This is a genomic window from Mycolicibacterium vaccae NBRC 14118 = CIP 105934 (genome assembly GCF_001552715.1).
GTDB lineage: Bacteria > Actinomycetota > Actinomycetes > Mycobacteriales > Mycobacteriaceae > Mycobacterium > Mycobacterium vaccae.
The window spans coordinates 1-26,694 of the sequence record NZ_BCRS01000001.1 but is presented as its reverse complement, the minus strand read 5'-3'; the positions used below and the strand labels follow the sequence as shown (position 1 = coordinate 26,694).

Below are 26,694 nucleotides of genomic sequence, written 5' to 3'. Positions count from 1 at the left end.
AAGTATTGAGAGCGTTGAAACTGCAAATTGCGAACTTTGCTAACTCGATATGTGGCAATTTTGAGGCAATGTGTCGGTAAGCACTTGCGCTCATTGCGTGTGGCGTGTACCACACCTATGGTAGGACCAAAGACGCATCGTCGAACCCTGGAGAAATTGATGACCCAGCAGAGCGCAACGCGGCCTCCCGCTGTAAGTACCGGCACTGACCAGCGAAGTCTTCGGAAAGTCGGTGCTGCCAGCCTGATCGGCACCACCATCGAGTACTACGACTTCTTCGTCTACGGCACAGCCGCTGCCCTGGTGTTTCCCGCAGTCTTCTTCCCCAGCAGCAGCCCCGCGATGGGCACCATCGCGTCGTTCGCGACGTTCGGTGTGGCATTCTTCGCACGCCCCGTCGGGTCGATTCTGTTCGGCCACTTCGGCGACCGGATCGGTCGCAAGCGCACGCTGGTCTGGACTTTGCTCATCATGGGGTTGTCGACTGTGCTGATCGGTGTGCTGCCCGGTTACAACCAGTCGGTGTTCGGGCTCTTCGAAGGCGGCATCGGAATCTGGGCGCCGGTCATCCTGGTGGCGATGAGGTTCCTGCAGGGCCTGGCCATGGGCGGGGAATGGGCCGGAGCCACGCTGCTCACCGCGGAGTACGCGCCCAAGGGACAGCGCGGCAGGATGGCGGTCTATCCGCAGCTCGGCCCGGCATGCGCCTTCTTCCTCGCCAGCGGCACCTTCTGGATTGCCTCGATCACCATCGGCGCCGACAGCGACACGTTCCAGAACTACGGCTGGCGACTGCCCTTCATCGCCTCGATGCTGCTTGTCATCGTCGGTCTGTGGATTCGCCTCTCGGTCGAGGAGACCCCGGTCTTCAAGAACCAGAAGCTCAACCAGGAGCGTGAGGCCGCACCGGTCAAACTGCCGTTCGGCGATGCGATCCGGAAGCAGTGGAAGCAGATCGCGCTCGCCGGTGTAGCGATGTCCACCGTGTTCTCGATGTTCTACACCGGCAGCACCTTCCTCACGAGTTACGGCATCGGGTCGCTCGACATGAGCCGGACGACGATTCTCGGCTTCGGGATGATCGCCGCCGTGGTGCTGGGCGTCGTCACCTCGGCCGCCGCGATCATCTCGGACAAGGTCGGCCGCCGGAAGGTCATCGCCTGCGCCTACGGCGGCGCGGTGATCTGGTCGCTGGCGCTGTTCCCGCTGCTGGACACCGGCTCGCCGTTGGCATTCCTGATCGGTGTGACCGTGTCCCTGGCGGTCTACGGTGTGGCGAACGGGCCGGCCGGCGCTCTGCTGCCGGAGATGTTCCAGTCCCGATTCCGCTACACCGGAGCGGGTTTGAGCTACAACCTCGGCGGCATCATCGGCGGCGCCATACCGCCCATCCTGGCGGCCCAGATCGTCGCCAACTACTCCAGCATCTGGGTCGGCGTACTGCTGGCGGCGCTGTCCGCGGTGAGCCTTGTCGCCATCCTTGCTCTGCCCGAGACCAAGAACAACGACATGGAGGACAAACCTGCCGCGCAGGTTTGATCCATCCGCGACACCCCGACCCTCCAATCCCGCCGATCACCTTGCAGGAAAGGCAGAATGACCTCCACCCTGGCGCCCCACGCCACCACCCGGTTCACTCCCGAGCAACGGACGGGTTTCACCCTTCCGGCGTTCCTGAGGAAAGCGGCGACCACCCATCCCGACAAGGTCGCCATGCGCGCCCTGTCCGGCGAGCACCTGACGTACGCCGAATTACTGGAGCTCGCCGAGCGCAGGGCCGGGGGCCTGGCCACACTCGGTGTCGCGCAGGGCGACAGGGTGGTGCTGTTGATGGACAACTCGATCGACCTGGTCGTGAGCTGGTTTGCGATCAACCTCCTGGGCGCCGTGCAGGTCGGGGCCAACACCGCGTGCCGAGGCGGCAGCCTCGCCCACATCGCCAACAACTCCGGCGCCCGGGTCGCGATCATCGACGCCAAGTACAGCGATGCCCTCGTGGATGTGGCGGGCGAGCTGACGACGCTCGGCACCGTGGTCGTCCGTGGATCGATGACCGAAATGCCCTGGAAAGCAGTTGCCCTGGATGACCTCGACTCCTCGGGCGGGACACCGCCCGAGGTCGAGGTGTCGTACCGCGACCCGGCTGCGATTCTCTATACCTCCGGAACGACGGGCCCGGCCAAGGGTGTGGTGGTGCCACACGCCCACATGCATACGTTCGCCGCGCACGTCGTCGAGCAACTGCAGATCGACTCGTCGGACGTCTATTACGTATGTCTGCCGTTGTTCCATGCCAATGCGCAGTTCATGCAGGTGCTGCCGTGCCTGATGACCGGTGCAGAGCTTGTCATCGCCGAATCGTTCAGCGCGAGCCGGTGGTTGGAGGACCTGCGCGACTGTGGTGCGACCGTGACGAGTCTGCTCGGCGTGATGGCGCAGTACATCTTCAATCGCCCCGCGAGCGCCGAGGACACGCACCACCGGGTGCGCCGGATGGTGACGATTCCGCTGCCTTCGGTGATCGCGGAGGATTTCGAGCGCCGGTTCGGTACGACATGCATCGAGGCGTACGGGATGACCGAGATCTGTCTACCGCTCTACCGGCCCGCCGGTGAACCGCTGCGCCCGGGCAGTTGCGGTAAGGCGCTCGACGAATGGTTCGAGGTGGCCGTTGTGGACCCCGACACCGACGAACCGCTGCCGGACGGGGAAGTGGGCGAGATCGTGGTTCGCCCACGCTATCCGTTCACCACGTTCCTGGAGTATCACGCGATGCCCGATCGGACCGTCGAGGCGTGGCGGAACCTGTGGTTTCACACCGGGGACGCCGCCTACCGGGATTCCGACGGCTACTACTACTTCATGGATCGCCTCAACGACCGCATCCGGCGCAAAGGCGAGAACGTCACCGCCTACGACATCGAGGTGGCGCTGTCGGAGTTGCCCGAGATCGAGGAGTCCGCGGTGATCGCCAAACCGGCCACCGAGGGGGAGGACGACATCAAGGCCTACCTCGTGGTGTCCGACGGTGCTGCAACGCCCGATCACCTTGCCGTGCTGGCGCATTGCACCAAGCGTCTGCCGTACTTCGCGGTGCCCCGCTACCTGGAGTTCATTCCCGAACTGCCGAAGACCCCGACCGGGAAGGTGCTCAAGCGCACGCTGCGGGCCGCCGAACAGTCGAGCACCCAGTGGGACCGGGAGGAAGCCGGCTGGACGGTCAAGCGCGGCCTGGACCACCCGGTGCGGCGGGACGAGGTGACGCGTCAGCCATGAATTCGACGACAGTTGCTCAGCTGATCGCCGAGCGCCTGCGCAGTCAGGGTGTGCGCCGGGTATTCGGCCTCTGCGGTGGCCACATTCAGCCGATATGGGATGCCCTGGCGCGCAACGGCATCGAGATCGTGGACGTACGCCACGAGGCGGCGGCGGTCTACATGGCCCATGCCGGTGCAGAGCTCACCGGCGAGCTGGGCGTGGCCCTCGTGACGGCGGGGCCGGGTCTCACCAACGCGGTCACGGCCATCTCGAACGCGTTCGTCGGGCGCAGCCCGGTGCTGGTCATCTCAGGGCGGGCGCCGCGGCCACAAACCGGGATGGCCGCGATGCAGGACATCGACCAGGCGAGCGTGGTCAGGCCGATCACGCGACTCGCCGAACAGGTCTCCGAACGCCACCATGTGATCCCACGGCTGGACAAGGTGATCGCGGCCGCGATCGGTGCGGCGACGGGAGCAACCGGTCCGGCCTACATCGACTTTCCCACCGACCTGCTCGACGAGGTCGTGCACGAAGCCGATATCCCGGCGTTGGCCATGCGGCGACGCGAGCCGACGGTGGTGGGGCCCGACCCGGTGGCTGTCGACAGCGCCGCCGAGCTGATCCGGGACGCGTCGCGGATCCTCGTGATCGGCGGCCGGTCGGTGCGTGCGGCGGCCGCCACGGTGCGCGAGTTTCTCTCGGCGACCGGGGCGGTGTATCTGGACTCCGGGGAGAGCCGCGGCGCCATCCGCGACGACGTTCCCGGCTTCGTCCCCGCTGTCCGGGGTCGCGCGATGAACGAGGCAGACCTCGTCATCACGCTCGGCCGGCGACTGGATTTCCAGCTCGGCTACGGCTCGCCCGCGGTCTTCGCGCCCGATGCCCGCTTCCTGCGGATCGGCACCTGCTTCGACGAGCTCGGTGAGAACCGCCGGGGCGATGTGGAAATGCATGCCGACACCGGCGCGGCGCTGGCAGCGCTGTTGGCACGTGGTGCGGCGCCGAGCGCGCCGGACCGCGCGTGGATCGAGGACCTCCGCACGGCCAACGCCGCCCGCGCACGCGCGCTCGCGACCAAACTGGCTGCGCCGGACCCGGACGAGGACGGCCGGATGACACCGAACTTCGTCATCGGCGCGGTCAACGATCTGCTGACCGACCGCTCGGTCGCCATCGCCGACGGCGGCGACATCCTGTCGTTCGCCCGGGTCGGGCTCAAGCCTGTCGACTACCTCGACTGCGGTGCGCTGGGCTGTCTCGGCGTCGGGGTGCCGTTCGCGGTCGCGGCAGCGCTGCAACGGCCGGACGATCCCGTCATCGCCGTGATCGGCGACGGCAGTTTCGGTTTCACGGCGCTGGAGGTGGACACCGCTGTCCGGCATGGTGCCAAGGCGGTGTTCGTGGTCGTCAACAACGAGGCGTGGAACATCGAGCGGCACGACCAGGTCGACCGCTTCGACGGCAATATCGTCGGGGTCGATCTGCCCGGCTGCCGGTACGACCTGCTGGGGCGCAGCCTCGGCGCGCACGGCGAGCGGGTCGAGGACGCGAGCGAACTGGCCGACGCCCTCAAACGCGCCCTCGACAACGCACCGGCCGTGGTCGACGTCCTGGTCTCCCGGCACGCCAAGTCCGCCGACTATCTCGGCGGGCTCGCGGAGGTGCCGCCACGGCAGGCGGTCGGTCCGTGGAATGCCGCGGAGCTGCGGCGCTACGAGGTGAGCGCGTCATGAGCGGCACCGGGCAGGTTCTGGACGACGGCGCGAACGAACGTGTCCGGCGGTGGCTGGCCGCCGTCGATGCCCAACCGGTCGGCGAGCGGCTGCAGTCCCGGTTGATCGCCGGCGGGCGCTCCAATCCCACCTATGAGCTCACGGACGGCGATAGGTTCTGGATCCTGCGCCGCCCCCCGGTGGGGCACGTGCTGCCGACCGCGCACGACATGGGACGCGAATACCGGGCGCTGACAGCGCTTCACGGCACCGCGGTGCCCGTTCCGAAGACTGTCGGGCTCTGTGAGAACCCGGAACTCATCGGCGCGTCGTTCTACGTGATGGACAAGCTCGACGGCATCACGCTGCGGACTCCGCAGGACACCGCCAGACTGACTCCGGCGCAACGTCGAGCGCTCGCCGACGCAGCGGTGCAGACGCTGGTCGCGCTGCACGAGGTGGATCCGGCCGGGGTCGGGCTCGCGGACTGGGGACATCCGGACGGCTACCTGGAGCGCCAGCTGAAACGGTGGCAGCGCCAGTGGGAATCATCGGCGACCTCTCCGCGTCCGGAGGTCGACGAGTTGCACAGGCGGTTGCGAGCTGCGATGCCGGACAGCCGTTTTCCCGGGATCGTGCACGGAGACTTCAAGATCGACAACCTGATGGTCGACCGTGACGACCCGACAACGATCCTGGGGCTGCTCGACTGGGAGATGTCGACCCTGGGCGACACACTCACCGACCTCGGGATCCTCTGCTCGTTCTGGGATCACGAGGGCGAGTTCTTCAACCCCATCACCGCGGGAGCCACCGCGATGGCGGGCTTTCCGACCCGCGACGAACTCGTCGACGCCTACGCGCAGGCCCGTTCCATCGACGTCACCGATCTGGACTGGTACCTGGTGTTCGCAGACTTCAAGATCGCCGTGATCCTGGAGGGCATCCACGCCCGCCACCTCCAGGGACACACCACCGGTGCGGATTTCGAGGGCGTCGGCGACATGGTCGGCCCGCTGCTGAACCGCGCGTTGGAACGGGCGACGCGCGCACCTTCCCCCGCTCTGAGAGGAACCCGATGACGACGGACACCGCGGTACTGGAATCAACCCTTGCCGACGGCGGGGCCGCGCTCGACCTGCGTCCGTCCGCCCGCGCGCTCGAACTGCGGGCGGAACTGGTCGACTTCATGCACGGTCACGTGTTCCCCGCCGAACACGACTACGAGCGCTACCGGCGCGATGCCGGGCCCGACGACCACGTGGTGCCGCCGGTGGTCGAGGACTTGAAGAAGCAGGCGCGGTCGCGCGGCCTGTGGAACCTGTTCCTGCCCGCCGAGTCGGGCATCGGACAGCTCGACTACGCGGGTCTGGCCGAGATCACCGGGTGGAGCTTGCATCTGGCACCCGAGGCCACCAACGGGCAGGCGCCGGACACCGGGAACATGGAGTTGCTGCATCTGTTCGGCACCGACGAACAACAGCGGCGCTGGCTCCGCCCGCTGCTGGACGGCGAGATCCGGTCGGCCTTCTCGATGACCGAGGTCGACGTCGCGAGTTCCGATGCCACCAACATCGAAACCAGGATCGAACGCGACGGCGACCACTACGTCATCAACGGCCGGAAGTGGTGGACCAGCGGGGCCGCCGATCCGCGCTGCCGGCTGCTCATCGTGATGGGTAAGACCGACCCGGACGCCGCCCCCCACCGTCAGCAGTCGATGGTGCTGGTTCCCGTCGAGACCCCCGGGGTGACCATCGTGCGCGACGTGCCGGTGTTCGGCCGCCACGATCAGCACGGCCACTGCGAAGTCACCTACGAGGACGTGCGGGTGCCGGTGGCCAATATCCTCGGCGAGGAGGGCGCGGGCTTCGCCGTCGCGCAGGCGCGGCTGGGGCCGGGGCGGATCCATCACTGCATGCGGGCGCTCGGCGCGGCCGAACGTGCGCTGGCCCTGATGACGACGCGGGCGAAGGCACGCGTCGCGTTCGGCGGGCCGCTCGCCGACCAGGGGACCATTCAGCAGGGAATCGCGGAGTCGCGGATCGCGATCGATCAGGCCAGACTGCTGTGCCAGTATGCGGCGAAGACGATCGACGAATACGGGAACAAGGCTGCCGCACAACTGGTTTCCGCTGCCAAGGTGTCGGTGCCCAGGGTGGCGCTGCAGGTCATCGACCGTGCCATCCAGGTGTACGGCGGTGCGGGCGTGAGCGATGACGTCCCGCTGGCCGCCATGTACGGCTGGCACCGCTCGATGCGGATCTTCGACGGGCCCGACGAAGTCCATCTGCGGTCGATCGCGAAGTCGGAGCTGCGTAGACACGGGTGACGAAGGTGTCGGCCCGCCTCGGGCGGTGGCCGGTGGTCGGTGGTGGCGCCTGCCGCGAGTAGCGTCGCGGTCATGAACGACGCACGCAGGCGCCGCAAGGCCAAGCAGATGCGCCGCGATGCCCAGCGGTCGACCGGGAAGCAACCCGGATCCCCTGAGGAGACACTGCTCGTCGACGAGGTGCGCCAGGCGTTGGCCGGTCATCCGCTGGATCTTCTGGGGGTGGTCAGCGTGCTCATCGAGGCGACCAAGCCTGCCCCGGCGGGCTGGCTGCCGCCGGACGACCAGCGGGAGTCCGTCGATCTGGCCCGACTGCTCGACGGCTTCCTCCACACGCCGGCCCACGAGACGACCGCACTGCTGGCGGTGCTGGCCGATGTTCTCGACGACCCGGAACTGCGGGCGCAGTGCCGCCGGGAGGTCGACGCACGCCGCGACACCGCGCCCCGGTGGCTGGCAGATCTGGCCGACGTGGAGGTCTACCGGGCGGTCCGGGTGACCCACGCGCCGGGTGCCGGTGAGGAGGTGCTGATCGGGGCCAGGCTGGCGGGCGGCGACGAACTGACGTGCGCCGTGTCGATCGACGGCGACACCTCGGGAATGGTCGCAGACGCCTTCCTGGTGCCGGATTCGATCGGCCGCGTGCTCGTTACCGCTGAAGGGCGCAACACCGACCCGGACACCCGCTTCGCCGATATGGCCCTTGTCGAAGCGCGCACGTGGCTCGAGCGCGGCCTGGCACGGACACCGGTCGTCCTGGAGCCGTCGGACACGTGGCCGGCCTGCCGGCCGATCGTGCAGTGGTTGACGCGGCGGACCGCTGAGTCAGGCCACTGAAGACCGAAGCCGGGGCCACGGTCACATCGACTTAATGTCGACGAAATTGCGGTGCCACACTCGTGGCCTTCACTGGACGCGTCCGCAGCCCCCGTCACAAGGACACCACCATGACGCTGGACGCCGTACCCGCTTCCGCCAAGCCGCTGACGATCGTGCGGGGCGCCTGCCCCCACGACTGCCCCGACACCTGCGCGATGCTCTACCACGTCGAGGACGGCAAACTCGTTGACGTCAAAGGCGATCCGGACCACCCGATGACGCGGGGCGGGCTGTGCGTCAAGGTCAAGAACTTCCACGAACACCACTACCAGTCCGACCGGCTCCTCTACCCGATGCGCCGGGTCGGCGCCAAAGGCGCCGGCGAGTTCGAACGGATCACCTGGGACGAGGCGCTCGCCGAGATCAAATCCCGCTGGACGTCGATCATCGCCGAGTACGGCAGCCAGGCGATCATGCCGCACGCCTATCTCGGGCACCAGGGCGTGCTCAACGGGTTGACGTCCGGGGACGCGTTCTTCAACCGGCTCGGCTCGACCGTCGCGGAGAAGACCTACTGCGAGTCCGGCTCGTCGACGGCGTGGCACATGACCGTCGGCGGCAGCGGCGGGCTGGACGTCGAATCGATGGCGTACTCGAAGTACATCATCGTCTGGGGCATGAACATGACCAGCACCAACCTGCACGGCTGGCCGTTCCTGCTCGAAGCCCGCAGAAACAACGGCGCAAAGATCGTCGTGATCGATCCGGTACTCAACCGCACGGCGCGGCAGGCGGATTGGCACATCCCGATCCGGCCCGGCACCGACGGCGCGCTGGCAATGGGCATGATCCACGAGATCATCGCGCAGGGGCTGGTCGACACCGACTACGTCGAGCGCTACACCGTCGGCTATGACGAACTCGCCGCGCGCGCCGCGAACTACCCACCCGAACGTGTCGAGGAGATCACCGGCATCCCCGCCGCCGACGTACGCAAACTCGCCTACGAATACGCCACCAGCCAGCCGTCGGCCATCCGGCAAGGGGTCGCACTGGAACGTAGTCGTGGTGGCGGACAGGCGATCCGCGCCATCACCTGTCTGCCCGCACTCGTCGGGGCGTGGCGTCATGTGGGCGGCGGCACCATGGAGATGCCGATCTGGGAGTTCCCCACCAAGTTCGACGCGATCTGCAAACCGGAGTGGATTCCGGAGGGCACCCGCGTGGTCAACGAGCTCGACCTGGGCATGGCGCTCACCGGCGAGATGGAGCTCGACCCGCCGATCAAGTCGCTGTTCGTGTACAACTCCAACCCGGTGTCACAAGGCCCAGCGCAGGAAAAGACGATGCGTGGCCTGATGCGCGACGATCTGTTCACCGTCGTCAGCGAGCACTTCATCACCGACACAGCGAAATTCGCCGATCTGCTGCTCCCGGCCACCATGCAGGCCGAACAGCTCGACATCATGGTGACCTGGGGTCACCTGTACATCTCACTGAACCAGCCCGCGATCGAGCCGCCCGGGGAGTGCGTGCCCAACGTGGAACTGTTCCGGCGGCTGGCCAAGACGATGGGGTTCCAGGACGACTACTGGGACCGCACCGATCGGCAGATGCTCATCGACTTTCACGACTGGGACGCGCCGGCGCTGAACGGCATCACCTACTCGAAACTCGAAGAGGTCGGCTGGATGCGGCTGAACGTCGGTACCCCCGACACCCGTGCTCCGCACGCCGAAGGCAACTTCCCGACGCCGTCGGGCAAGTGCGAGTTCAAGTCCAGTCTCGCCGAAGGCGGAAACTTCGTCGTCCCGGTGTGGCGGTCGATGTACGAGGGGATGCAGCCCGGCGGCTACGTCGATCCGGTGCCGGACTACGTGCCGCCGTTCGAGTCCCCGCAGTCCAACCCCGAACTCGCCCAACGCTATCCGTTGTCGATCATCTCGCCGAAGCCGCATGCGTTCCTCAACAGCCAGTACGGCAACGCCGCGGACAAGCAGCAGGTCCAGGGCGGCCAGCGGGTCTTCATCCATCCCGCGGACGCGGCCGAGCGTGGCATCGCCGAAGGTGAGACGGTGCGCGTCTTCAACGACCGCGGCTCGTTCCAGGGCCCCGCGGCCTACGAGCCGGGACTGATGCCCGGCCTGGTGATGGCCAACGTCGGACACTGGCAGGGCAAGACGTCGGGCACCACGGTCAACGCGATCACCGCGGACCGGCACTGCGGTCTCGGTAACGCCGGCGTCTACGGCGACAATCTCGTCGAGGTCGAGAAGCTCGAGGAGCAGGCTGCCGCCAGCTGAGCGCTACGCCCGTGACACCACGGCCAGAACCTCGGCGAGATCCCGGTCGAAGTAGTACACCTGTTGCAGCGTGGTGAGCCGGGACAGCAGCTGAGCCGGTAGGGCCTGATCCGCGCGGGCGGTCGACCTCAGCGCGATCACCATCGCGTCGTTGTAATCACCGACCCCCAACCGAACGAACGCGGTGCTCCGTTCCTCCGGGGTCAGCCATGGCAGGCAGTGCTCCACCAAATCCCAAGCCGCGATACTCAACTCGGAACTGTTCATTCCGCTATTTTCCGTCACCGGGAGTGGCGGCGCTCGGCGAGATGCCGGAGGCCGGGAAGGTTTTGCTACAGTGCGCTGCGAGGTTGTCGGGAATCCGGTGCGAATCCGGAACTGACGCGCAACGGTATGGGCCGCATCGGCTCGAGTCCGACCGCCGGCAACCCGTGTCATTGTCGGCTGGCTCCGCGAATGGGCCCGGCACCGAAGGAATTGCACTGTGCGCTCTGTTGCCGCGTTATTGGTCCTACTGCTGTCCTGCGTGGCGTGCGCGCGCGACGACGGTCCCGCACCGGCCGACGGCGTCGGCGCGGCGGAGCCGGGTCGCACCGTCTACCCGCTGACCCTGGACAACTGCGGGGTGCAGGTCACCTTTGACGGGCCTCCGCAGCGGGCGGTGTCGCTGTACCAGGCCTCGACCGAGATCCTGCTGTCGCTGGGGCTGGCCGACCGCATGGCCGGGACGTCGACCTGGTTCGATCCGGTGCTGCCGCAGCTGGCCGACGACAACGCGAAGGTTCCGCGGCTGGCGGACAACGACCCGTCGCTGGAGACCGTCCTCGACGCCGATCCCGACCTGGTGACCTCGGCCAGTGCGCACACCTTCACCCCGGCCGTGGTTGCCGAGCGCAGCCGCTTCGCCGAGCTCGGCATCCCCACCTACCAGTCGCCGTCGGTGTGCGTAGGTGCGGAGGTCGCCGGTGAGCAGGTCACCCGCATCGAACCGCTGCGCATCGACACGCTGTTCCAGGAGATCACCGAGCTGGCGCAGATCTTCGACGTCCAGCAGCGCGGCGCCGACCTGGTCGCCGAGTTGCAGCAGCGGCTCGACACGGTGATCCAAGAGGACGGCGACGGGCCACAGCCGACCGTGGCGTTCTGGTTCTCCGGTGTGAAGACGCCGTACATGGCCGGATGCTGTTCGGCGCCGGGCATGTACGCCGAGATCGTGGACGCCGCCAACGTGTTCGCCGACGCCCGCGAGGACTGGCCCGAGGTGAGCTGGGAGGCGGTCGCCGACCGCGACCCCGACGTGCTGGTGCTGGCCGATCTGAGCCGCAAACGCATCGAGGGTGACTCGCTGGAGACCAAGAAGCAGTTCCTGCAGAACAATCCGGTCACCCGCAACATGACCGCAGTGCGGGAGCAGCGCTACGTGGTGCTCACCGGATCCGAACTCGATCCGGGTATCCGGGAGATCGACGCCATCGAGAAGCTGGCCGCCGGTCTGGACCAGAGCCGATGAAGCGCGCACTCGTGACGGTGGCGGCGATGCTGGTCGCCGCAGGCTGCAGCACGGCAGACACTCCGGCTGCCGGTACCGCCGAGGCCGCCGACTACCCCCGCACCGTGCACAACTGCGGTCGCGATGTCGTCGTCGACGCACCGCCACAGCGCGCGGTCTCACTCAACCAGAGCTCCACCGAGATCCTGCTGTCGCTCGGCCTGGCCGACCGGATGGCGGGCACCGCCACCTGGACGGACCCGGTGCGGGACAACCTGGCCGCCGACAACGCCGCGGTGCCGCGTCTCGCCGATAACAAGCCATCGCTGGAGACGGTGCTCGACGTCGACCCCGACCTGGTCACCGCGTCGTTCGTCGGCACGCTGGGCGCGGGCGGGGTGGCCGAACGCGACGAGCTGGAGAACCTCGGAGTGCCCACCTACATGTCGCCGAGCGACTGTGAGGGCAAGGTCATCACCAGCGAGGACGGAGAGCGGTCCACCCCGCTGACCATGGACCTGATCTACCGCGAAATCACGGACCTGGCCGAGATTTTCGATGTCCGCGAGCGCGGCGACCAACTGGTCGACGAGCTGCGGCAGCGTCTCGACGCTGTCACCCCGGTCGCACCCGGCGTCGATGCCGCGTTCTGGTTCTCCGACATCCGCACGCCGTACATGGCCGGCTGCTGCGGCTCGCCAGGGGTGATCGCCGCCCACACCGGGCTGCGCAACGTGTTCGACGACACCGGAGAAGAGTGGCCACAGGTCAGCTGGGAGACCGTCGCCGACCGCGACCCCGACGTGCTGGTGCTCGCCGACCTGAGCCGGCGCACCATCGAAGGCGACGCACTGGACTCCAAAATCGCGTTCCTGGAATCCAATCCGGTAACCAGCCAGCTCAGCGCGGTCCGCGGACGGCGGTACTTGGTGGTCAACGGCGCCGACCTGAACCCGTCGATCCGCACCGTCGACGGTGTGGAGAAGGTCGCCGAGGGCCTGAACCGGTTCGGTTTCCCGGCCGCGAGGTGAGGACCCGGCCGTGGCTGTTGCCGGCGCTGTGGGTGTCCGCCGGCGTGCTGCTGATCGTGTCGGGCGCGGTCGCGATCACCATCGGACCGGCGGCCATCTCGGTGTCCGACGTGTACGCCGTCGTCGTTCATCATCTGGGTGGCCCAGCCTCCGGGGTGTCGCGGCTGCAGGACGGCATCGTCTGGCAGCTGCGGCTACCGCGTGCCGTGCTGGCCGCGCTCTGCGGGGCCGGGCTGGCGCTGTGCGGAGCGATTCTGCAGTCACTGCTGCGTAACCCGCTCGCCGACCCGTTCGTGCTCGGGGTGTCCTCGGGGGCGTCCACCGGCGCCGTGCTGGTCGCCGTGCTGGGGGTGGGTGGCGGCGCGCTGACGCTGTCCGGCGGAGCCTTCATCGGTGCGGTGGTGTCGTTCGGGCTGGTCCTCTCGCTCGCGTATTTCGCCGGGGGTGGCACCGACCGGGTCGTGCTGGCCGGCGTGGCCGGCACCCAGTTGTTCTCGGCGCTGACCTCTTTCGTGGTGCTGTCCTCGGCCAACGCCGAGCAGACCCGTGGGGTGCTGTTCTGGCTGCTGGGCTCGCTGTCCGGGGCGACGTGGACGGATGTCCGGCTCTGTGCGGTGGTCATCGGATTCGGTCTGGTGTGCTGCCTGCTGCTGGCGCCGACGATGGACGCCTTCGCGTTCGGCCAGGACACCGCGGCCACGCTCGGGGTGTCGGTGCAGCGCACCCGTGCGGTGCTGCTCGTGCTCACCGCGCTGATGACCGCGACAGTGGTCGCTGCGGCCGGCGCGATCGGCTTCGTCGGCCTGGTGCTGCCGCACGCGGCGCGGTTTCTGGTCGGGCCGGGGCACGCCCGCCTGCTGCCGACTGTGGCGCTGCTCGGCGCGATCTTCATGGTGTGGGTGGATGCGGTGGCCCGCACCGTATTCGCGCCGCAGGAGCTGCCCACCGGTGTCGTCACCGCGCTGGTGGGGGTCCCGGCGTTCGCGTTGATCCTGTTCCGCCGGCGACGTGTCCCGTCATGACACTGCGTGCTGTCGAGGTGACCTGGACACGATCGGGCAACGTGGTGCTCGACGGGGTCACCGTCGAGCCCCGGCGTGGATCTGTGGTCGGTCTGCTGGGTCCCAACGGCTCGGGGAAGTCCTCCCTGTTGCGGATCCTGGCCGGGCTCGACGCCCCGGACTCCGGACGGGTTGAGCTGCACGGCCGGCCGATCACCCGGGTACCCCGCAGGGAGGTGGCGCGTTGCGTCGCGATGGTCGGGCAGCACGCCGACACCGAACTCGACATCTGTGTCGAGGACGTGGTGCGGCTGGGCCGGCTGCCGCACCGGTCGCTGTTCGGCGCCGACGCCGACGCCGATGCCGCAGTCAGCGACGCGTTGGCCGCGACAGGGTTGTCCGACATGCGGAAACGATTATGGCACAGCCTTTCCGGTGGGGAACGGCAACGCGCGCAGATCGCCCGCGCGCTGGCCCAACGGCCCACCGAGCTGCTGCTCGACGAACCCACCAATCACCTCGACATCGCCCACCAGCTGGAAATCCTCTCTCTGGTAGGACGATTGGATGTCACCGCGGTGATCGCGCTGCACGACCTGAACCTGGCCGCGATGTTCTGCGACGAGCTCGTGGTGCTGACCGGTGGCCGGGTCGTCGCGTCGGGTACCCCCGGCGACGTGCTGACCGAGGAACTGGTCGCGACGGTGTACGGGGTCGGCTGCCGGATCGGGACAGACCGGGGACGGCCGTTCATCCGGTTCGAACCCCCGCAGGTCGCCGGCCACCGACCCGTCATCCGGTGTTCATCCGCTGATCTCGATCCGCTCACCTGACCACGCCAAGGTCAACCGTCCCATCGGCACAACTGAAGAGGGTGACGGATGACGGCCTCGCACCTGACCCGCGCGGCAGCCGCCGCGACGAGCGCGGCACTGCTGCTCACGGCCTGCTCCACCGATACGCGTGACGACGGCGGACCAAGCGGATCCCGCCCGGTCCTGCCGCGCGCGGCGGCGGCGCTGGACTTCGACCTGCCCGACGCCGGGCGCTACCACCGCACCGCCACCTACCCGGTATATCTGAACAGGCCGGCCACCGAGCCGGTGGACGCCGAGACCGTCGCCGAGATCTCCACCGTCACCCCCGACGGCAACACCGTGATCTACACCGACGCCGCGGGCAGACGCATCGGGTTCGTCGACATCCGCGATCCCGCAGAACCTGTTGGCAAAGGCACGCTTTCACTGTCCGAGCTCGGCCATGCCGACGATCAACCCACCTCGGTGGCAGCGGTCGGGGAGTTCGTCCTCGTCGTCGTCGACACCACCGGCGCCGATCTCACTCAGCCGTCCGGGCGCGTCGACGTCGTCCGGGTGACCGACCGCACCCGCGTGCACAGCATCGCCCTCGACGGCCAACCCGACTCGATCGCGATCGCCGAGGACGGCAGCTTCGCCGCCATCGCGATGGAGAACCAGCGCGACGAGGAGTTCACCCCGCCCGGCGCCGAAGAGGGGGACCTGCCCCAGCCCCCGACCGGCTTCCTGCAATTGATCGACCTCACCGGCGCCCCCGCGGGCTGGACGCCGCGCCGGGTGGACTTCGACGTCGACGCCGCCCGCGCCGCCGGCCTGGACACCCCCGAGGACCTCGAGCCGGAGTACGTCAGCATCAACTCCCGCGGCCAGGTCGCGGTCACCCTGCAGGAGAACAACGGCATCGCGATCGTCGACGGCCGCACCGGCGCCGTGCAGAAGATCTTCAGCGCCGGAACCGTTTCCGTGGACGGCATCGACACCGCCGAGGACGGCACCGTCGATCAGACCGGCTCGATCACCGACACCCCGCGTGAACCCGACGCGATCGGCTGGATCGGCGACGACCACGTCGCCACCGCCAACGAAGGCGACTGGAAAGGCGGCACCCGCGGCTGGACCATCTTCGACGCCGGGACGGGCGAGCCGGTGTGGGACGCGGGCAACAGCATCGAGACGTTGGCCGTGCGCACCGGCATGCACATCGAAAGCCGGGCCGAGGCAAAGGGTCCCGAGCCGGAAGGGCTGGCGATCACCGAGCTCGACGGCCGCCCGGTCGCGCTGGTGGCCGCCGAGCGGAGCAACTTCGTCGCCGTCTACGACATCAGCGACGTCACCGCGCCCCGGTTCCGCCAGATCCTGTCGACCACACCGGGACCCGAAGGCCTGCTGCCCATCCCGTCGCGCGGCCTGCTGGTCGTCTCCTCGGAGTCCGACGATGCCGAAGCCCGGGTCCGGGCGTCGGTCAACGTGTACGGGTACGGGCAGCAGTACGCCGCGGCCGGCGGAAGGCCGGTCTTCCCGTCCATCGCGTCCGGCGACCTCGACGGCGCCCCCATCGCCTGGGGTGCGCTCGGTGCGCTGACGGCCGACCCGGCCGACGCCAACCGGCTCTACACCGCCACCGACACCGCGTACGGGCCGTCGCGGATCCTCGGCATCGACCTCACCACGTCGCCTGCACTGATCGACACCGAGTTGCCGGTCACCGAGGCTGGACAACCGGTCACGCTCGACGTCGAAGGCGTCGCGGCCACGCCCGACGGCGGTTTCGTGCTCGCGGTCGAGGGCGAGGAGGGCCCGGGCAACCAACTGGTGTTCGTCGCCGCCGACGGTTCGATCGACACCAAGGTTGCTCTGCCCGAAGAGGTTTCGGCTGGGCTGAGCGGTCAGGGTCTCGAAGGTGTGGCCTTCGGAAGCGGCAGCGACGGCGACGCGGTCTGGGTGGCGGTGCAGCGCGAGGTCGAGTCCGATCCGAAGGGGGTGGCCCGGCTGGGCCGCTACCGGCCGGCCGACGCCACCTGGGAGTGGTTCGGCTACCCACTCGAATCCACCGGCGCCGAGGGCGACTGGATCGGACTGTCCGAGATCCAGGTGCACGACGACGAGCTGCTGATCCTGGAGCGCGACAAGCTCAACGGACCCGACGCCCGGGTCAAGGCGATCTACCGCGTGACCGTTCCGGCCGATGCCGCGCCGATGCAGGTGCTGCCGAAGACGTTGGCGCGCAACCTGCTTCCCGATCTGCAGGGTGGCCGGGGCTTCACCCAGGAGAAGGTCGAGGGCTTCGCGGTCGCGGGCAACGGCAACCTCTACGTCGTCACCGACAACGACGGCCTCGACGACGCCAACGGCGAGACGGTGTTTCTCGACCTCGGACCGGCCGGTGAGGCCCTCGGCGGACAGCGCTAGTGCAGCCGACGGTCGAGTATCGCCAGATACTCGGCCAGCGCCCGGTCAGGTAGGGGGGTGTTGTGTGCCGCGGCGATCAGCACCCCGACGATCGCCCCCGCGATCACCCGGCGCTCCGCCTCGTCGGACGGCGCGCCGGGACGCTCGGCGAGTCCGTCGGCGATCAGGTCGATGAGGCGGACATACTCGGCGTAGATCAGCCCGCGGGCCTCCGGGATCTGGTACATCATCCGCTCGCCGACCATGACGTCGTCGCGCTCCTCGATGGTCAGCCCCGAGTACACGGTGGCGACGGCGTGGCGGTAGGCGGCCACGACGGACAGTTCCGGCGGCGCGTCGACGAAGGCACGGACGATCGGGGAGATCTTGTCGTCGGAGAGGAGCAACTTCTCCTTCACCCCGAAGTAGCGGTAGAAGGTGCGCGGGGAGATGTCGGCGGCCTCGGCGATCTGCTCCACGGTGGTGTTGGCATAACCCTGCGCCTCGAAGAGGCGGAAAGCCTCCCGGCGAATGGTCAGACGGGTGCGGACTTTCTTGCGCTCCCGCAAACTTCGCGTGGGATCCTGCGCTGACATGGTTCCCGGTCTCCTCCCACCGTGCTCCCTCACCGAGGTGGGCCGAATTCAGATTTTCGCATCGCGTCCGTGAATCGTGCATGCGAAATCGTCATGCGTAATCGCGGTAGTTCCCTGGTGCAGGATGTTCTGCCGGTTGAGCGAAGCGCTCAGACCAATTTCGTGTCCAGAATGGCCAGCGCTTTCAACAGGGTTTCGTGGGGCAGTGGGGTGTTGTGCGACGCGGCGATCAGCACTCCGACGATCGCGCCGGCGATCACCCGCCGCTCGAGGTCGTCGGATTCCTCGCCCAGGCGTTCGGTGAGGGTATCGGCGATCGTGTCGATCAGCGCCACGTACTCGGCGTAGATGAGCCCGCGCGCCTCGGGAACCTGATAGAGCAGTCGTTGTCCGACCACGGCGTCCTCGCGCTGCTCAGCCGTGAGATTTCCGAACACCTGCTCCACGGCGTGCCGGTAGGCGGCAGCGATGCTGAGCTCGCGCGGGGCGGCGGCGAAGGCCGCCGCGATGGGGGCACTGTGATCGTCGGAGACGAGCAGAGCCTCTTTGACCCCGAAGTACCGGTAGAAGGTCCTCGGGGAGACTTCGGCTGCCGCGGCGATCTGCTCGATCGTCGTGTTCGCATAGCCTTTCGTCTCGAACAACCGGAACGCATGGTGGCGGATCGCGAGGCGGGTCTGTGTCTTCTTACGTTCCCGGAGGCTGCTGGAACGATCAGGCGCTGACACTGGACAAGTTTCCCTTATCAAACACCTATCGCCAAAATCGGCAGCCGCCCGCGGACGGGGAATCCAACCCCGCCCGCGGGAAAAGCATCATCGAATCCGGCGAATCGCATCGCGCAATTCGGCGCCTGCGGAAAAACCCGCCACTCCAATACGGATGACTTGCCGGGCAAACTCCACGTTCGGCGGCGTCAGCGCGCGATTCTGCTTCGTTCACGGGTCAAGAACTCCCGCAGAGCGGTCGGCGGACGTCCGGTGATCTCGGCCACCACAGTGGTGACGAAGTCCTGCTCGCCGGCGCGGATTCGTGCGTCGAGCGCGGCCAGCGCCATGGCGTACTCGGCGGGGTAGCCGGCCCCGGTGAGGCGGGTCACCAGTTCTCCGGTGCTCAGGTCGACGTGGCGCACCGGCTCGCCGATCGCCTCTGACACCAGCGCGGCGGCCTGCGGATAGGACAGTGCCTCCGGTCCCGTCAGCAGCAGTTCCCCGCCCGCGTACTGGGGGCGGATCAGCGCCTGCACCGCGACGGCGGCGATGTCGGCCGCGTCGATGAATCCCAACCGGCCGGCCCCCGTAGCCGTGAGCACCTCCCGGGACCGGCGGATCCCGTCGGCCAGCGGATGGTCGCCGACGAAGTTCTGCATGAACCACGACGGCCGCAGCGCGGTGTACCCCGGGAGGAGCCGGGCGCCGAGGTCGTGGATCTCGCCGAGGACCGGGTCGCCGCGCGTGACCGCCGACGAGCTCAACTGCACGACGCGGCGCACCCCGGCAGCCGCAGCCGACTCCAGGAACGGCCGCACCATCGGAAGCGGATCCACGACGCTGACCGGCGCGACGAGGTAGATGGCTCCGACGCCGGCCAGTGCAGGAGCGAAGGTGGACGCGTCGGCCCAGTCGAATGTCACGGCGTCGCTGTCGGCGGGGTCGGGATTCCGGCTCGCGGCGCGGGCCCGCCGTCCGAGCTCGCGCAGTCCGGTGACGACGCGCGACCCGGTGTTCCCGGTCGCCCCGGTGACGAGAACCCAATCGTGGTCAGGCATTTGGCTCCTGTCCGAAGGCGGTCATGACCGCGTCGACCCCACCCATCGCGACGGCGGCGGCCAACGAGTTCCAGTAGTCCTTGTAATGCACGATGCCCTCGGGCCCGGTGGTGATCACCGAGACGTAGCCCATCCGGTAGTCGTTGCCGGTCTGCAGGGCGACGCCCTCGACGGAGAATTCCAGGATGGCGGTCGTGGGGTCCAGTGTGTGGTGGCGCTGCTGTTCGGTGATGTCGTCGAGACGGATGATGCTGCCGTAGTCCTTGACGTAGTCCCAGACCTCGGCGCGGCTGCGCAGCACGCGGTAGCCGGGCGGCGCGAACGGGAACTCCATCACGCCGTCGGGCGCCCACTGATCGGCGAAGGCGCGCATGTCTGCGCGCCGCAAGCTGTTCAGCAGCGCATCCACAATGCTGTCGGTATGGGCGCGACGTTCGTCATCGCTGGGCATCGGTTCTCCTTCGGTCGATCGGAACACACGGTACGGAACGGTTCCGTCTCGCGTTATTATTCCGGCATGACGTCAGGAGACCGCCGTGGCTGACCCCGCTCGGTCCCGTGCGCTGCGGCCGGAGGTGACCGACGGCATCATCGCGGCCGTCCTCGACGAGCTCGCGGCACTCGGCTACGGGAAGCTGTCGATGGACGGCGTCGCCCGGCGCGCCAAGGCGGGCAAGGCGGCGCTCTACCGGCGGTGGCCGTCGAAGCAGGACATGGTTCTCGACGCGGTGACGACTGTCAGCGTGCCCGCCGCCGACCCGGGCACTACCGGCGATCTGCGTACCGACCTGACCTCGCTGGTGCGCGCCGTCGACGACTGGATCAGCGATCCCCAGATGTCGCGTGTGCTGCCCGACCTGATCGCCGAGGCCACCCGAAACCCCGACCTGGCCGACGCGCTCACCGCGCGCATCGGCCTCGTCCGCCGAGAGTCAGGCCTGGAGGTGATCAACGCCGCGATCGCCCGGGGTGAGGTCCGCCCGGACGTCGACGTCGAATACGCGCTGGACCTGATTGCAGCGCCGGTCTTCTGGCGGATCTGCGGGCGGCGACTGCCCACCACGCCCGACTTCCTCGACCGCGTCGTCGACAGCGTGCTCCATGCCCTGGGCCGGCCCTGACCGGTCTGCTAGGTCTGACCTCGGGGCCGCAAGTGGTCTGCGCCACAGGCTTTTCCGGATGTCGCGGTCATGCGAGTAGGGTGCCCATCGCGGGGGACGCCCGGCATCGTCCGGTGGTGTGACCCGATCGCGCTTCGATGAGCACCCCGCACCCCACTTTTCGCGCAACGGTGCGCGGCTGATCGTGCCCGCGTCACGCGAAGGGACCTACCGATGGAGACGGCGGCGAAACCGACACCGCAACAGGAGCAGTCTGTGCTGGCCGCGCTGCGTTCCCCACGCCGGCTGCGCACCGAGGTGCTCGCCGGCCTGGTCGTCGCGCTCGCGCTGATCCCCGAGGCGATCTCGTTCTCCATCATCGCCGGCGTCGATCCCCGCGTCGGCCTGTTCGCGTCGTTCACGATGGCGGTGACCATCGCGATCGTCGGCGGCCGGCCGGCGATGATCTCGGCGGCCACCGGAGCTGTCGCGCTGGTGGTCGCCCCGCTGGTGAGCAGCCACGGCCTGGATTATCTGATCGCCGCGGTGATCCTCGGCGGCGTGCTGCAGGTGGTCCTCGGTGGTCTCGGGGTGGCGAGGCTGATGCGGTTCGTGCCGCGCAGTGTCATGGTCGGCTTCGTCAACGCGCTGGCCATCTTGATCTTCATGTCCCAGGTGCCGCACCTCGTCGGTGTGCCGTGGCTGGTCTATCCGATGGTCGCGGTCGGCGTCCTGCTCATCGCCGGCCTGCCGAAACTGACCACCGCGGTACCCGCCCCGCTGGTGGCGATCCTGCTGCTGACCGTGGCCGCGGTCGGGTTCGGCTGGTCCGTGCCGGACGTCGGCGACGAAGGCCAACTCCCGTCCAGCCTGCCGTCACTACTGATCCCCGATGTGCCGCTGACCGTGGACACGTTGCGGGTGATCGCGCCCTACGCGCTGGCGGTGGCCCTGGTCGGGCTGCTGGAATCGTTGATGACGGCCAAGCTGGTCGACGACATCACCGACACCCACTCGGACAAGTCACGCGAGGCAGCCGGGCAGGGCGTGGCCAATATCGTCACCGGATTCTTCGGCGGCATGGGCGGTTGCGCGATGATCGGGCAGACGATGATCAACGTCAAGGTCAGCGGCGCCCGCACGCGGATCTCCACATTCCTGGCAGGGGTTTTCCTACTCGGCCTGGTCGTCGGATTGGGCGATCTGGTCGCGCAGATCCCGATGGCGGCGCTCGTCGCCGTGATGATCATGGTGTCGGTGGCCACCCTGGACTGGCACAGCATCCACCCGAAAACGTTGCGCCGCATGCCCAAGAGTGAGACCTTCGTGATGATCTCGACGGTCGCCGTCACCGTGGCGACCCACAATCTGGCCTATGGCGTGGCCGTCGGGACGCTGGCGGCGATGGTGCTGTTCGCCCGCCGCGTCGCGCATTTCACCGAAGTCGTCCCCGTCGACAGTGCTGACGAGGACACCCGCGTCTATGTCGTGACCGGCGAGCTGTTCTTCGCCTCCAGCAACGACATGGTCTACCAGTTCGACTATGCGGGCGACCCCGACAACATCGTCATCGACATGAGCGACGCCCACATCTGGGATGCGTCCACCGTCGCCACACTCGACGCGATCACCACGAAATACGCCGCGAAGGGCAAGTCCGTCACCATCATCGGGATGAACGACCCCAGTGCGGAGCGGCACGCGCGGCTCAGCGGCCGGCTCACCGGTGAGTGAGCGTTCGCCGGGTTGGATTACGCGGCGCTACACCGCGTCGACGTCGCGCACCGCGCCCTTGTCGGCCGACAAGGCCAGTGCGGCGTAGGCGCGCAGCGCCGCCGACACCACGCGCTGCCGGTTGCGCGGCTTGTAGCCGCCCGCGGTCTCCAGCGCGGCCCGACGACGGTCCAGTTCGGCGTCGGGCACGTCGACCTCGATGGAGCGGTGCGGAATGTCGATCGTGATCAGGTCGCCGTCCTCGACCAGCGCGATGATCCCGCCGGCGGCCGCCTCGGGGGAGACGTGGCCGATCGACAGTCCCGAGGACCCGCCGGAGAATCGGCCGTCGGTCACCAGCGCGCACACCTTGCCCAGGCCGCGGCCCTTCAGATACGAGGTCGGGTAGAGCATCTCCTGCATCCCGGGCCCGCCCTTGGGTCCCTCGTAGCGCACCACCACCACGTCGCCGGGCTGCACCCGACCGGACAGGATCGCCTCGACCGCGTCCTCCTGGGACTCCACGACCAGCGCGGGCCCGGAGAACTTCAGGATCGACTCGTCCACCCCGGCGGTCTTGACGATGCAGCCGTCGACCGACAGGTTGCCGCGCAGCACCGCGAGCCCGCCGTCTTCGGAGTAGGCGTGCCGCACGTCGCGGATGCACCCCTGCGCGGCGTCGGTGTCGAGCGAGTCCCACCGCTCCGACTGCGAGAACGCCGACGCCGACCGCACGCACCCCGGCGCGGCATGAAACATCTCGACGGCTTCCGGACTGGCCTGTCCGCCGCGGATGTCCCAGCGGCGCAACCACTCCGCCAGCGACTGCGAGTGCACCGAGTGCACGGTCTCGTGCAGATGCCCGGCCCGCCACAACTCGCCCAGAATGGCGGGGATGCCGCCGGCGCGGTGCACGTCCTCCATCAGGTAGTGCCCGTTGGGCGCCACCTTGCACAGGCACGGGACCGCGCGGCTGCGCTTCTCGATGTCTTCGAGGGTGTAGTCGAGTTCGGCCTCCCGCGCGGCCGCCAGCAGGTGCAGGATCGTGTTGGTCGACCCGCCCATCGCGATGTCCATCGCCATCGCGTTGTCGAACGCCTCGCGGGTGGCGATCGCGCGCGGCAGCACGCTCGCGTCGTCCTCGTCGTAGTAGCGCCGGCACAGGTCCATGACGGTGGCGCCGGCGTCCTCGTACAGCGCGCGCCGCGCGGTGTGGGTGGCCAGCACCGAGCCGTTGCCCGGCAGCGCCAACCCGAGCGCCTCGGTCAGGCAGTTCATCGAGTTCGCGGTGAACATGCCCGAGCACGAGCCGCACGTCGGGCACGCCGACTCCTCGATGCGCGCCAGATCCGGGTCGGACACCTCGCTGCTGACCGCGTCGGCGATCGCCGAGATCAGATTCAGCCGGGTGCGCACGGTCCCGTCGACCAGCACCGCGGTGCCGCCCTCCATCGGGCCGCCGGACACGAACACCGTCGGGATGTTCAGCCGCAGCGCGGCCATCAGCATGCCCGGAGTGATCTTGTCGCAGTTGGAGATACACACCAGGGCGTCGGCGCAGTGCGCGTTGACCATGTACTCGACCGAGTCGGCGATCAGCTCACGGGAGGGCAGCGAGTACAGCATGCCGCCGTGGCCCATCGCGATGCCGTCGTCGACGGCGATGGTGTTGAACTCGCGCGGCACCCCGCCGGCGGCCTGGATCGCGTCGGAGACGATCCGGCCCACCGGCTGCAGGTGCGTGTGGCCCGGCACGAACTCGGTGAAGCTGTTGGCGACCGCGACGATCGGCTTGCCGATGTCGGCGCTGTCCACCCCGGCCGCGCGCAGCAGCGCGCGCGCCCCCGCCATGTTGCGTCCGTGGGTGACCGTGCGCGACCTCAGCTCCATGACCTCCACCCTGGGCCGTCGGCGCGTGCGGGGGAAGACGGCGCTGATGCTGGTATCGCCACCACCACCCTCGCCTACCCTCGGATGTATGGACAGACGCGCGCAGCAACGGCTCGCCCTCGGCGAGTTCCTGCGGGCGCGGCGCCGAGCGGTGGCGCGGGCTGACCATGGGCTGCCTGAACTGCCTCGGTCGCGCACCAGCGGGTTGCGCCGCGAAGAGGTCGCGGTCCGGGCCGGGGTCAGCGTCACCTGGTACACGTGGCTGGAGCAGGGCCGCGACATCAACCCGTCCAAGCAGGTGCTCGACGCGGTCGGACGTGCACTGCGGCTGTCGGCCGCCGAGTACGAGTACGTGCTGGCCCTCGGCGGATACACCGTGGATCCCGCGGTCTCGGACGGTCCACTGCCGCCGCAGATCCAGCGGTTCCTCGACGCGCTGAACGGCTATCCGGCGTTCGCGATCACCCCGGACTGGGGTATCGCCGCGTGGAACGCCGCCTACGCCGCGCTGTACCCGAACATCGAGCAGGTGCCCGCCGCCGACCGCAATCTGCTGTGGCTGGTCTTCATGGACCCCTACATCCGAGAACTGCTGCCGGACTGGGACTCCGACAGCCGGCGCTTTCTCGCCGAGTTCCGCGCCGACGCCGGACCGCGGGTGGGGGAGCCGTCCTACACCGCGCTGGTCGCCCGATTGTCCGAGAGCAGTGCGCATTTCGCGGCGGCGTGGCAGGCGGCCAGCATCGAACGGTTCACTTCGCGGGAGCGGTTGTTCCACCACCCGGTGGCCGGGGAGCTCCGCCTCGAGCACCACCAGGTGGCCCCCGTCGACGTGCCCGACATCCAGATCGTCGCCTACCTGCCGGTCCCGGGAACCGATGCGGCCCAACGACTTCGCGCGCTGACGGATTAGCGCACCACGATCGTGTGCTCGCCCCGCGGTATCAGCTCACCGATCACCGGCGCGCCGGGGATCTCTCCGGCGATCAGCAGCCCGCCCGAGGTCTGGGCGTCGGCCAGCAGCAGCGCCTCGTCCTCGTCGACGGCCGACAGGTCGACGTGCGGGGCCACCCACTCCAGATTGCGGCGGGTACCGCCGCTGACATAGCCGTCGCGCAACGCCTCTCGCGCACCGTCGAGGTAGGGCACCGCCGCGGCGTCGAGCACCGCCGTCACCCCGCTGGCACGGGCCAGCTTGTGCAGATGCCCGAGCAGCCCGAAACCCGTGACGTCGGTGGCACATCGGACGCCGGCGAGCAACGCCGCCTCGGAGGCCTCGGCGTTGAGGGTCGTCATCACGTCGATCGCCTCGGCGAATCGCTCGCCGGTGTTCTTGTGTCTGCTGTTGAGCACCCCGATGCCGAGCGGTTTGGTCAGCGACAGCGGGACCCCGGGCCTGCCTGCGTCGTTGCGCAGCAGCCGGTCCGGATCGGCGATGCCGGTGACGGCCAGGCCGTACTTGGGTTCGGGGTCGTCGACGCTGTGCCCGCCGGCCAGGTGGCAGCCCGCCGCGCCGCACACGTCGAGCCCGCCGCGCAGCGTCTCGGCGGCCAGCTCGAACGGCAGGATGTCGCGCGGCCAGCCGAGCAGGTTCACCGCGACCACCGGGCGCCCGCCCATGGCGTACACGTCCGACAGCGCGTTGGCGGCCGCGATGCGGCCCCAGTCGTAGGCGTCGTCGACGACCGGGGTGAAGAAGTCCGTCGTCGCGATCAGCGCGATGCCGCCGGCGATGCGCACCGCCGCCGCGTCGTCGCCGTCGTCGAGTCCGACCAGCAGTTCACCGAGCGGGTTCTGCGGTGTCGCAGCCGTCAGCCCCCGCACCACGTCTTCGAGCTCGCCGGGCGGGATCTTGCAGGCGCATCCGCCGCCGTGGGCGAACTGGGTGAGGCGGATTTTCGCGGGGGAAACCATGGCCTCCATGCTGCCCTGCCATGATGGACTGATGGGTCAGGGAGGCGTTTTCGGTCTGGTGACCGGCACGATCTTCAAAATCGCTGAGCGGCAGTCGCTGTCGCTGGCGGGTTCGATTCCCGTCCGCCTCCGCCATGTCTCCCGTGAATCGGGCGCGCAATGCGACACGCAGGGTGCACCAACGCGCCGAAATCGCTATGGACGGTGACCCGCGGAGGCGGGTGCCGCGCACCGATGCCCTGCTGACCGACCCACGCCTGGCCGATGCCGAACACCGACTGGGCCGCACGCTGGTCAAGAGCGTGATCGCCGACGCCCAGCAGCGGGCCCGACGGGGCGACATCGCCCCCGAAGAGGTCGCCGAGCACGCCGTCGCGGCGCTGCCCGCAGGGGCCACCAGCCTGAAAGCCGTCATCAACGCCACCGGCGTGGTCGTGCACACCAATCTCGGGCGGGCGCCGCTGTCGCAGGCCGCGGTCGACGCGATCGTCACCGCCGCGGGCGCCACCGACGTCGAGTTCGACCTCGAGACCGGCCGGCGCGCCCGGCGGGGCCGCGG

At 68.6% G+C, this 26,694-nt stretch carries 22 protein-coding genes, 1 tRNA gene and 1 pseudogene; 17 read left to right on the top strand and 7 right to left on the bottom strand.

Features of this window, described 5'->3' with window-relative positions; translation table 11 throughout:
• Window positions 1–159: 159 nt before the first annotated feature.
• From MVA01S_RS00120 to MVA01S_RS00090, 7 genes are all read left to right on the top strand, one after another.
• Window positions 160–1,539, top strand: coding sequence for an MFS transporter (locus tag MVA01S_RS00120; RefSeq protein ID WP_003929755.1), 1,380 nt, complete (start codon window positions 160–162; stop codon window positions 1,537–1,539).
• Window positions 1,540–1,596: 57 nt separating this feature from the next.
• Complete coding sequence (locus MVA01S_RS00115) at window positions 1,597–3,276, top strand: AMP-binding protein (protein WP_003929754.1); 1,680 nt, start codon at window positions 1,597–1,599, stop codon at window positions 3,274–3,276.
• A complete protein-coding gene (locus MVA01S_RS00110; protein ID WP_003929753.1) occupies window positions 3,273–4,994 on the top strand; it encodes a 2-hydroxyacyl-CoA lyase in 1,722 nt (573 codons plus the stop codon). Before MVA01S_RS00115 ends, MVA01S_RS00110 begins: the two co-directional genes overlap by 4 nt.
• Window positions 4,991–6,055, top strand: a complete 1,065-nt coding sequence (locus MVA01S_RS00105; RefSeq protein WP_003929752.1) for a phosphotransferase family protein — start codon at window positions 4,991–4,993, stop codon at window positions 6,053–6,055. The genes MVA01S_RS00110 and MVA01S_RS00105 overlap by 4 nt, the downstream gene beginning before the upstream one ends.
• A complete protein-coding gene (locus tag MVA01S_RS00100; protein WP_003929751.1) occupies window positions 6,052–7,305 on the top strand; it encodes an acyl-CoA dehydrogenase family protein in 1,254 nt (417 codons plus the stop codon). The genes MVA01S_RS00105 and MVA01S_RS00100 overlap by 4 nt, the downstream gene beginning before the upstream one ends.
• 72 nt (window positions 7,306–7,377) lie before the next feature.
• Window positions 7,378–8,142 (top strand): hypothetical protein, encoded by a 765-nt coding sequence (locus tag MVA01S_RS00095; RefSeq protein WP_003929750.1) that lies wholly within the window; start codon window positions 7,378–7,380, stop codon window positions 8,140–8,142.
• 110 nt (window positions 8,143–8,252) lie between these two features.
• A complete protein-coding gene (locus tag MVA01S_RS00090; protein ID WP_003929749.1) occupies window positions 8,253–10,427 on the top strand; it encodes a molybdopterin-containing oxidoreductase family protein in 2,175 nt (724 codons plus the stop codon).
• A 3-nt stretch (window positions 10,428–10,430) separates the two neighbouring features.
• Here MVA01S_RS00090 and MVA01S_RS00085 read toward each other — a convergent pair whose 3' ends face one another.
• Window positions 10,431–10,679: a hypothetical protein gene (locus MVA01S_RS00085; RefSeq protein ID WP_237024338.1), complete on the bottom strand. Its 249-nt coding sequence runs from the start codon at window positions 10,677–10,679 to the stop codon at window positions 10,431–10,433.
• Window positions 10,680–10,911: 232 nt separating this feature from the next.
• On the opposite strand from MVA01S_RS00085, the gene MVA01S_RS00080 reads away from it, so the two are divergent.
• Genes MVA01S_RS00080 through MVA01S_RS00060 form a run of 5 tightly spaced genes read left to right on the top strand, consistent with a single transcriptional unit; the run spans window position 10,912 to window position 17,175 of the window.
• Window positions 10,912–11,937 carry an ABC transporter substrate-binding protein gene (locus MVA01S_RS00080; RefSeq protein WP_237024339.1) on the top strand — a complete coding sequence of 342 codons (1,026 nt, stop codon included), beginning with the start codon at window positions 10,912–10,914 and terminating at the stop codon, window positions 11,935–11,937.
• On the top strand, window positions 11,934–12,947 hold the full coding sequence (locus MVA01S_RS00075) for an ABC transporter substrate-binding protein (RefSeq protein ID WP_040540728.1): 1,014 nt from the start codon (window positions 11,934–11,936) through the stop codon (window positions 12,945–12,947). The genes MVA01S_RS00080 and MVA01S_RS00075 overlap by 4 nt, the downstream gene beginning before the upstream one ends.
• The gene (locus tag MVA01S_RS00070; RefSeq protein ID WP_040540727.1) at window positions 12,944–13,969 is read left to right on the top strand and encodes a FecCD family ABC transporter permease; all 1,026 of its coding nucleotides are present in this window, start codon (window positions 12,944–12,946) and stop codon (window positions 13,967–13,969) included. The genes MVA01S_RS00075 and MVA01S_RS00070 overlap by 4 nt, the downstream gene beginning before the upstream one ends.
• Window positions 13,966–14,781: an ABC transporter ATP-binding protein gene (locus tag MVA01S_RS00065; RefSeq protein WP_003929744.1), complete on the top strand. Its 816-nt coding sequence runs from the start codon at window positions 13,966–13,968 to the stop codon at window positions 14,779–14,781. The genes MVA01S_RS00070 and MVA01S_RS00065 overlap by 4 nt, the downstream gene beginning before the upstream one ends.
• Window positions 14,782–14,829: 48 nt before the next feature.
• Window positions 14,830–17,175 (top strand): esterase-like activity of phytase family protein, encoded by a 2,346-nt coding sequence (locus tag MVA01S_RS00060; protein ID WP_003929743.1) that lies wholly within the window; start codon window positions 14,830–14,832, stop codon window positions 17,173–17,175.
• On the opposite strand, the gene MVA01S_RS00055 is transcribed toward MVA01S_RS00060, so the two are convergent.
• The 4 genes from MVA01S_RS00055 to MVA01S_RS00040 all read right to left on the bottom strand — a co-directional run bounded on the left by MVA01S_RS00055 (window position 17,172) and on the right by MVA01S_RS00040 (window position 19,969).
• Complete coding sequence (locus MVA01S_RS00055; RefSeq protein ID WP_003929742.1) at window positions 17,172–17,750, bottom strand: TetR family transcriptional regulator; 579 nt, start codon at window positions 17,748–17,750, stop codon at window positions 17,172–17,174. The genes MVA01S_RS00060 and MVA01S_RS00055 overlap by 4 nt on opposite strands.
• A 149-nt stretch (window positions 17,751–17,899) precedes the next feature.
• Window positions 17,900–18,478, bottom strand: a complete 579-nt coding sequence (locus MVA01S_RS00050) for a TetR/AcrR family transcriptional regulator (RefSeq protein ID WP_003929741.1) — start codon at window positions 18,476–18,478, stop codon at window positions 17,900–17,902.
• A gap of 188 nt (window positions 18,479–18,666) precedes the next feature.
• The gene (locus tag MVA01S_RS00045; protein WP_003929740.1) at window positions 18,667–19,518 is read right to left on the bottom strand and encodes an NmrA family NAD(P)-binding protein; all 852 of its coding nucleotides are present in this window, start codon (window positions 19,516–19,518) and stop codon (window positions 18,667–18,669) included.
• Window positions 19,511–19,969 (bottom strand): nuclear transport factor 2 family protein, encoded by a 459-nt coding sequence (locus MVA01S_RS00040; RefSeq protein WP_003929739.1) that lies wholly within the window; start codon window positions 19,967–19,969, stop codon window positions 19,511–19,513. Before MVA01S_RS00040 ends, MVA01S_RS00045 begins: the two co-directional genes overlap by 8 nt.
• 85 nt (window positions 19,970–20,054) lie before the next feature.
• Here MVA01S_RS00040 and MVA01S_RS00035 point away from each other — a divergent pair, with 85 nt between their 5' ends.
• Window positions 20,055–20,639 carry a TetR-like C-terminal domain-containing protein gene (locus tag MVA01S_RS00035; RefSeq protein WP_003929738.1) on the top strand — a complete coding sequence of 195 codons (585 nt, stop codon included), beginning with the start codon at window positions 20,055–20,057 and terminating at the stop codon, window positions 20,637–20,639.
• A gap of 213 nt (window positions 20,640–20,852) precedes the next feature.
• The gene (locus tag MVA01S_RS00030) at window positions 20,853–22,352 is read left to right on the top strand and encodes a SulP family inorganic anion transporter (RefSeq protein ID WP_003929737.1); all 1,500 of its coding nucleotides are present in this window, start codon (window positions 20,853–20,855) and stop codon (window positions 22,350–22,352) included.
• Window positions 22,353–22,379: 27 nt separating this feature from the next.
• On the opposite strand, the gene ilvD is transcribed toward MVA01S_RS00030, so the two are convergent.
• On the bottom strand, window positions 22,380–24,221 hold the full coding sequence (gene ilvD / locus MVA01S_RS00025; protein WP_060941523.1) for a dihydroxy-acid dehydratase: 1,842 nt from the start codon (window positions 24,219–24,221) through the stop codon (window positions 22,380–22,382).
• A gap of 88 nt (window positions 24,222–24,309) precedes the next feature.
• Here ilvD and MVA01S_RS00020 point away from each other — a divergent pair, with 88 nt between their 5' ends.
• Complete coding sequence (locus MVA01S_RS00020) at window positions 24,310–25,134, top strand: helix-turn-helix transcriptional regulator (protein WP_003929734.1); 825 nt, start codon at window positions 24,310–24,312, stop codon at window positions 25,132–25,134.
• On the opposite strand, the gene selD is transcribed toward MVA01S_RS00020, so the two are convergent.
• Window positions 25,131–26,135 (bottom strand): selenide, water dikinase SelD, encoded by a 1,005-nt coding sequence (gene selD / locus MVA01S_RS00015; RefSeq protein ID WP_003929733.1) that lies wholly within the window; start codon window positions 26,133–26,135, stop codon window positions 25,131–25,133. The genes MVA01S_RS00020 and selD overlap by 4 nt on opposite strands.
• A 40-nt stretch (window positions 26,136–26,175) precedes the next feature.
• Between selD and MVA01S_RS00010 the strand changes: the two genes are divergently transcribed.
• Together MVA01S_RS00010 and MVA01S_RS00005 are read left to right on the top strand one after the other, a co-directional pair.
• A tRNA-Sec gene (locus MVA01S_RS00010) sits at window positions 26,176–26,270 on the top strand.
• Between the two features lie 62 nt (window positions 26,271–26,332).
• Window positions 26,333–26,694, top strand: a pseudogene (locus MVA01S_RS00005) (L-seryl-tRNA(Sec) selenium transferase); the annotation flags it as partial.

Bases quoted from the DNA above. Each gene is read 5' to 3' on its own strand.
- MVA01S_RS00120 (WP_003929755.1), top strand. From the start codon at position 160: ATGACCCAGCAGAGCGCAACGCGGCCTCCCGCTGTAAGTACCGGCACT.
- MVA01S_RS00115 (WP_003929754.1), top strand. From the start codon at position 1,597: ATGACCTCCACCCTGGCGCCCCACGCCACCACCCGGTTCACTCCCGAG.
- MVA01S_RS00110 (WP_003929753.1), top strand. From the start codon at position 3,273: ATGAATTCGACGACAGTTGCTCAGCTGATCGCCGAGCGCCTGCGCAGT.
- MVA01S_RS00105 (WP_003929752.1), top strand. From the start codon at position 4,991: ATGAGCGGCACCGGGCAGGTTCTGGACGACGGCGCGAACGAACGTGTC.
- MVA01S_RS00100 (WP_003929751.1), top strand. From the start codon at position 6,052: ATGACGACGGACACCGCGGTACTGGAATCAACCCTTGCCGACGGCGGG.
- MVA01S_RS00095 (WP_003929750.1), top strand. From the start codon at position 7,378: ATGAACGACGCACGCAGGCGCCGCAAGGCCAAGCAGATGCGCCGCGAT.
- MVA01S_RS00090 (WP_003929749.1), top strand. From the start codon at position 8,253: ATGACGCTGGACGCCGTACCCGCTTCCGCCAAGCCGCTGACGATCGTG.
- MVA01S_RS00075 (WP_040540728.1), top strand. From the start codon at position 11,934: ATGAAGCGCGCACTCGTGACGGTGGCGGCGATGCTGGTCGCCGCAGGC.
- MVA01S_RS00065 (WP_003929744.1), top strand. From the start codon at position 13,966: ATGACACTGCGTGCTGTCGAGGTGACCTGGACACGATCGGGCAACGTG.
- MVA01S_RS00060 (WP_003929743.1), top strand. From the start codon at position 14,830: ATGACGGCCTCGCACCTGACCCGCGCGGCAGCCGCCGCGACGAGCGCG.
- MVA01S_RS00055 (WP_003929742.1), bottom strand. From the start codon at position 17,750: ATGTCAGCGCAGGATCCCACGCGAAGTTTGCGGGAGCGCAAGAAAGTC.
- MVA01S_RS00045 (WP_003929740.1), bottom strand. From the start codon at position 19,518: ATGCCTGACCACGATTGGGTTCTCGTCACCGGGGCGACCGGGAACACC.
- MVA01S_RS00040 (WP_003929739.1), bottom strand. From the start codon at position 19,969: ATGCCCAGCGATGACGAACGTCGCGCCCATACCGACAGCATTGTGGAT.
- MVA01S_RS00030 (WP_003929737.1), top strand. From the start codon at position 20,853: ATGGAGACGGCGGCGAAACCGACACCGCAACAGGAGCAGTCTGTGCTG.
- ilvD (WP_060941523.1), bottom strand. From the start codon at position 24,221: ATGGAGCTGAGGTCGCGCACGGTCACCCACGGACGCAACATGGCGGGG.
- MVA01S_RS00020 (WP_003929734.1), top strand. From the start codon at position 24,310: ATGGACAGACGCGCGCAGCAACGGCTCGCCCTCGGCGAGTTCCTGCGG.
- selD (WP_003929733.1), bottom strand. From the start codon at position 26,135: ATGGTTTCCCCCGCGAAAATCCGCCTCACCCAGTTCGCCCACGGCGGC.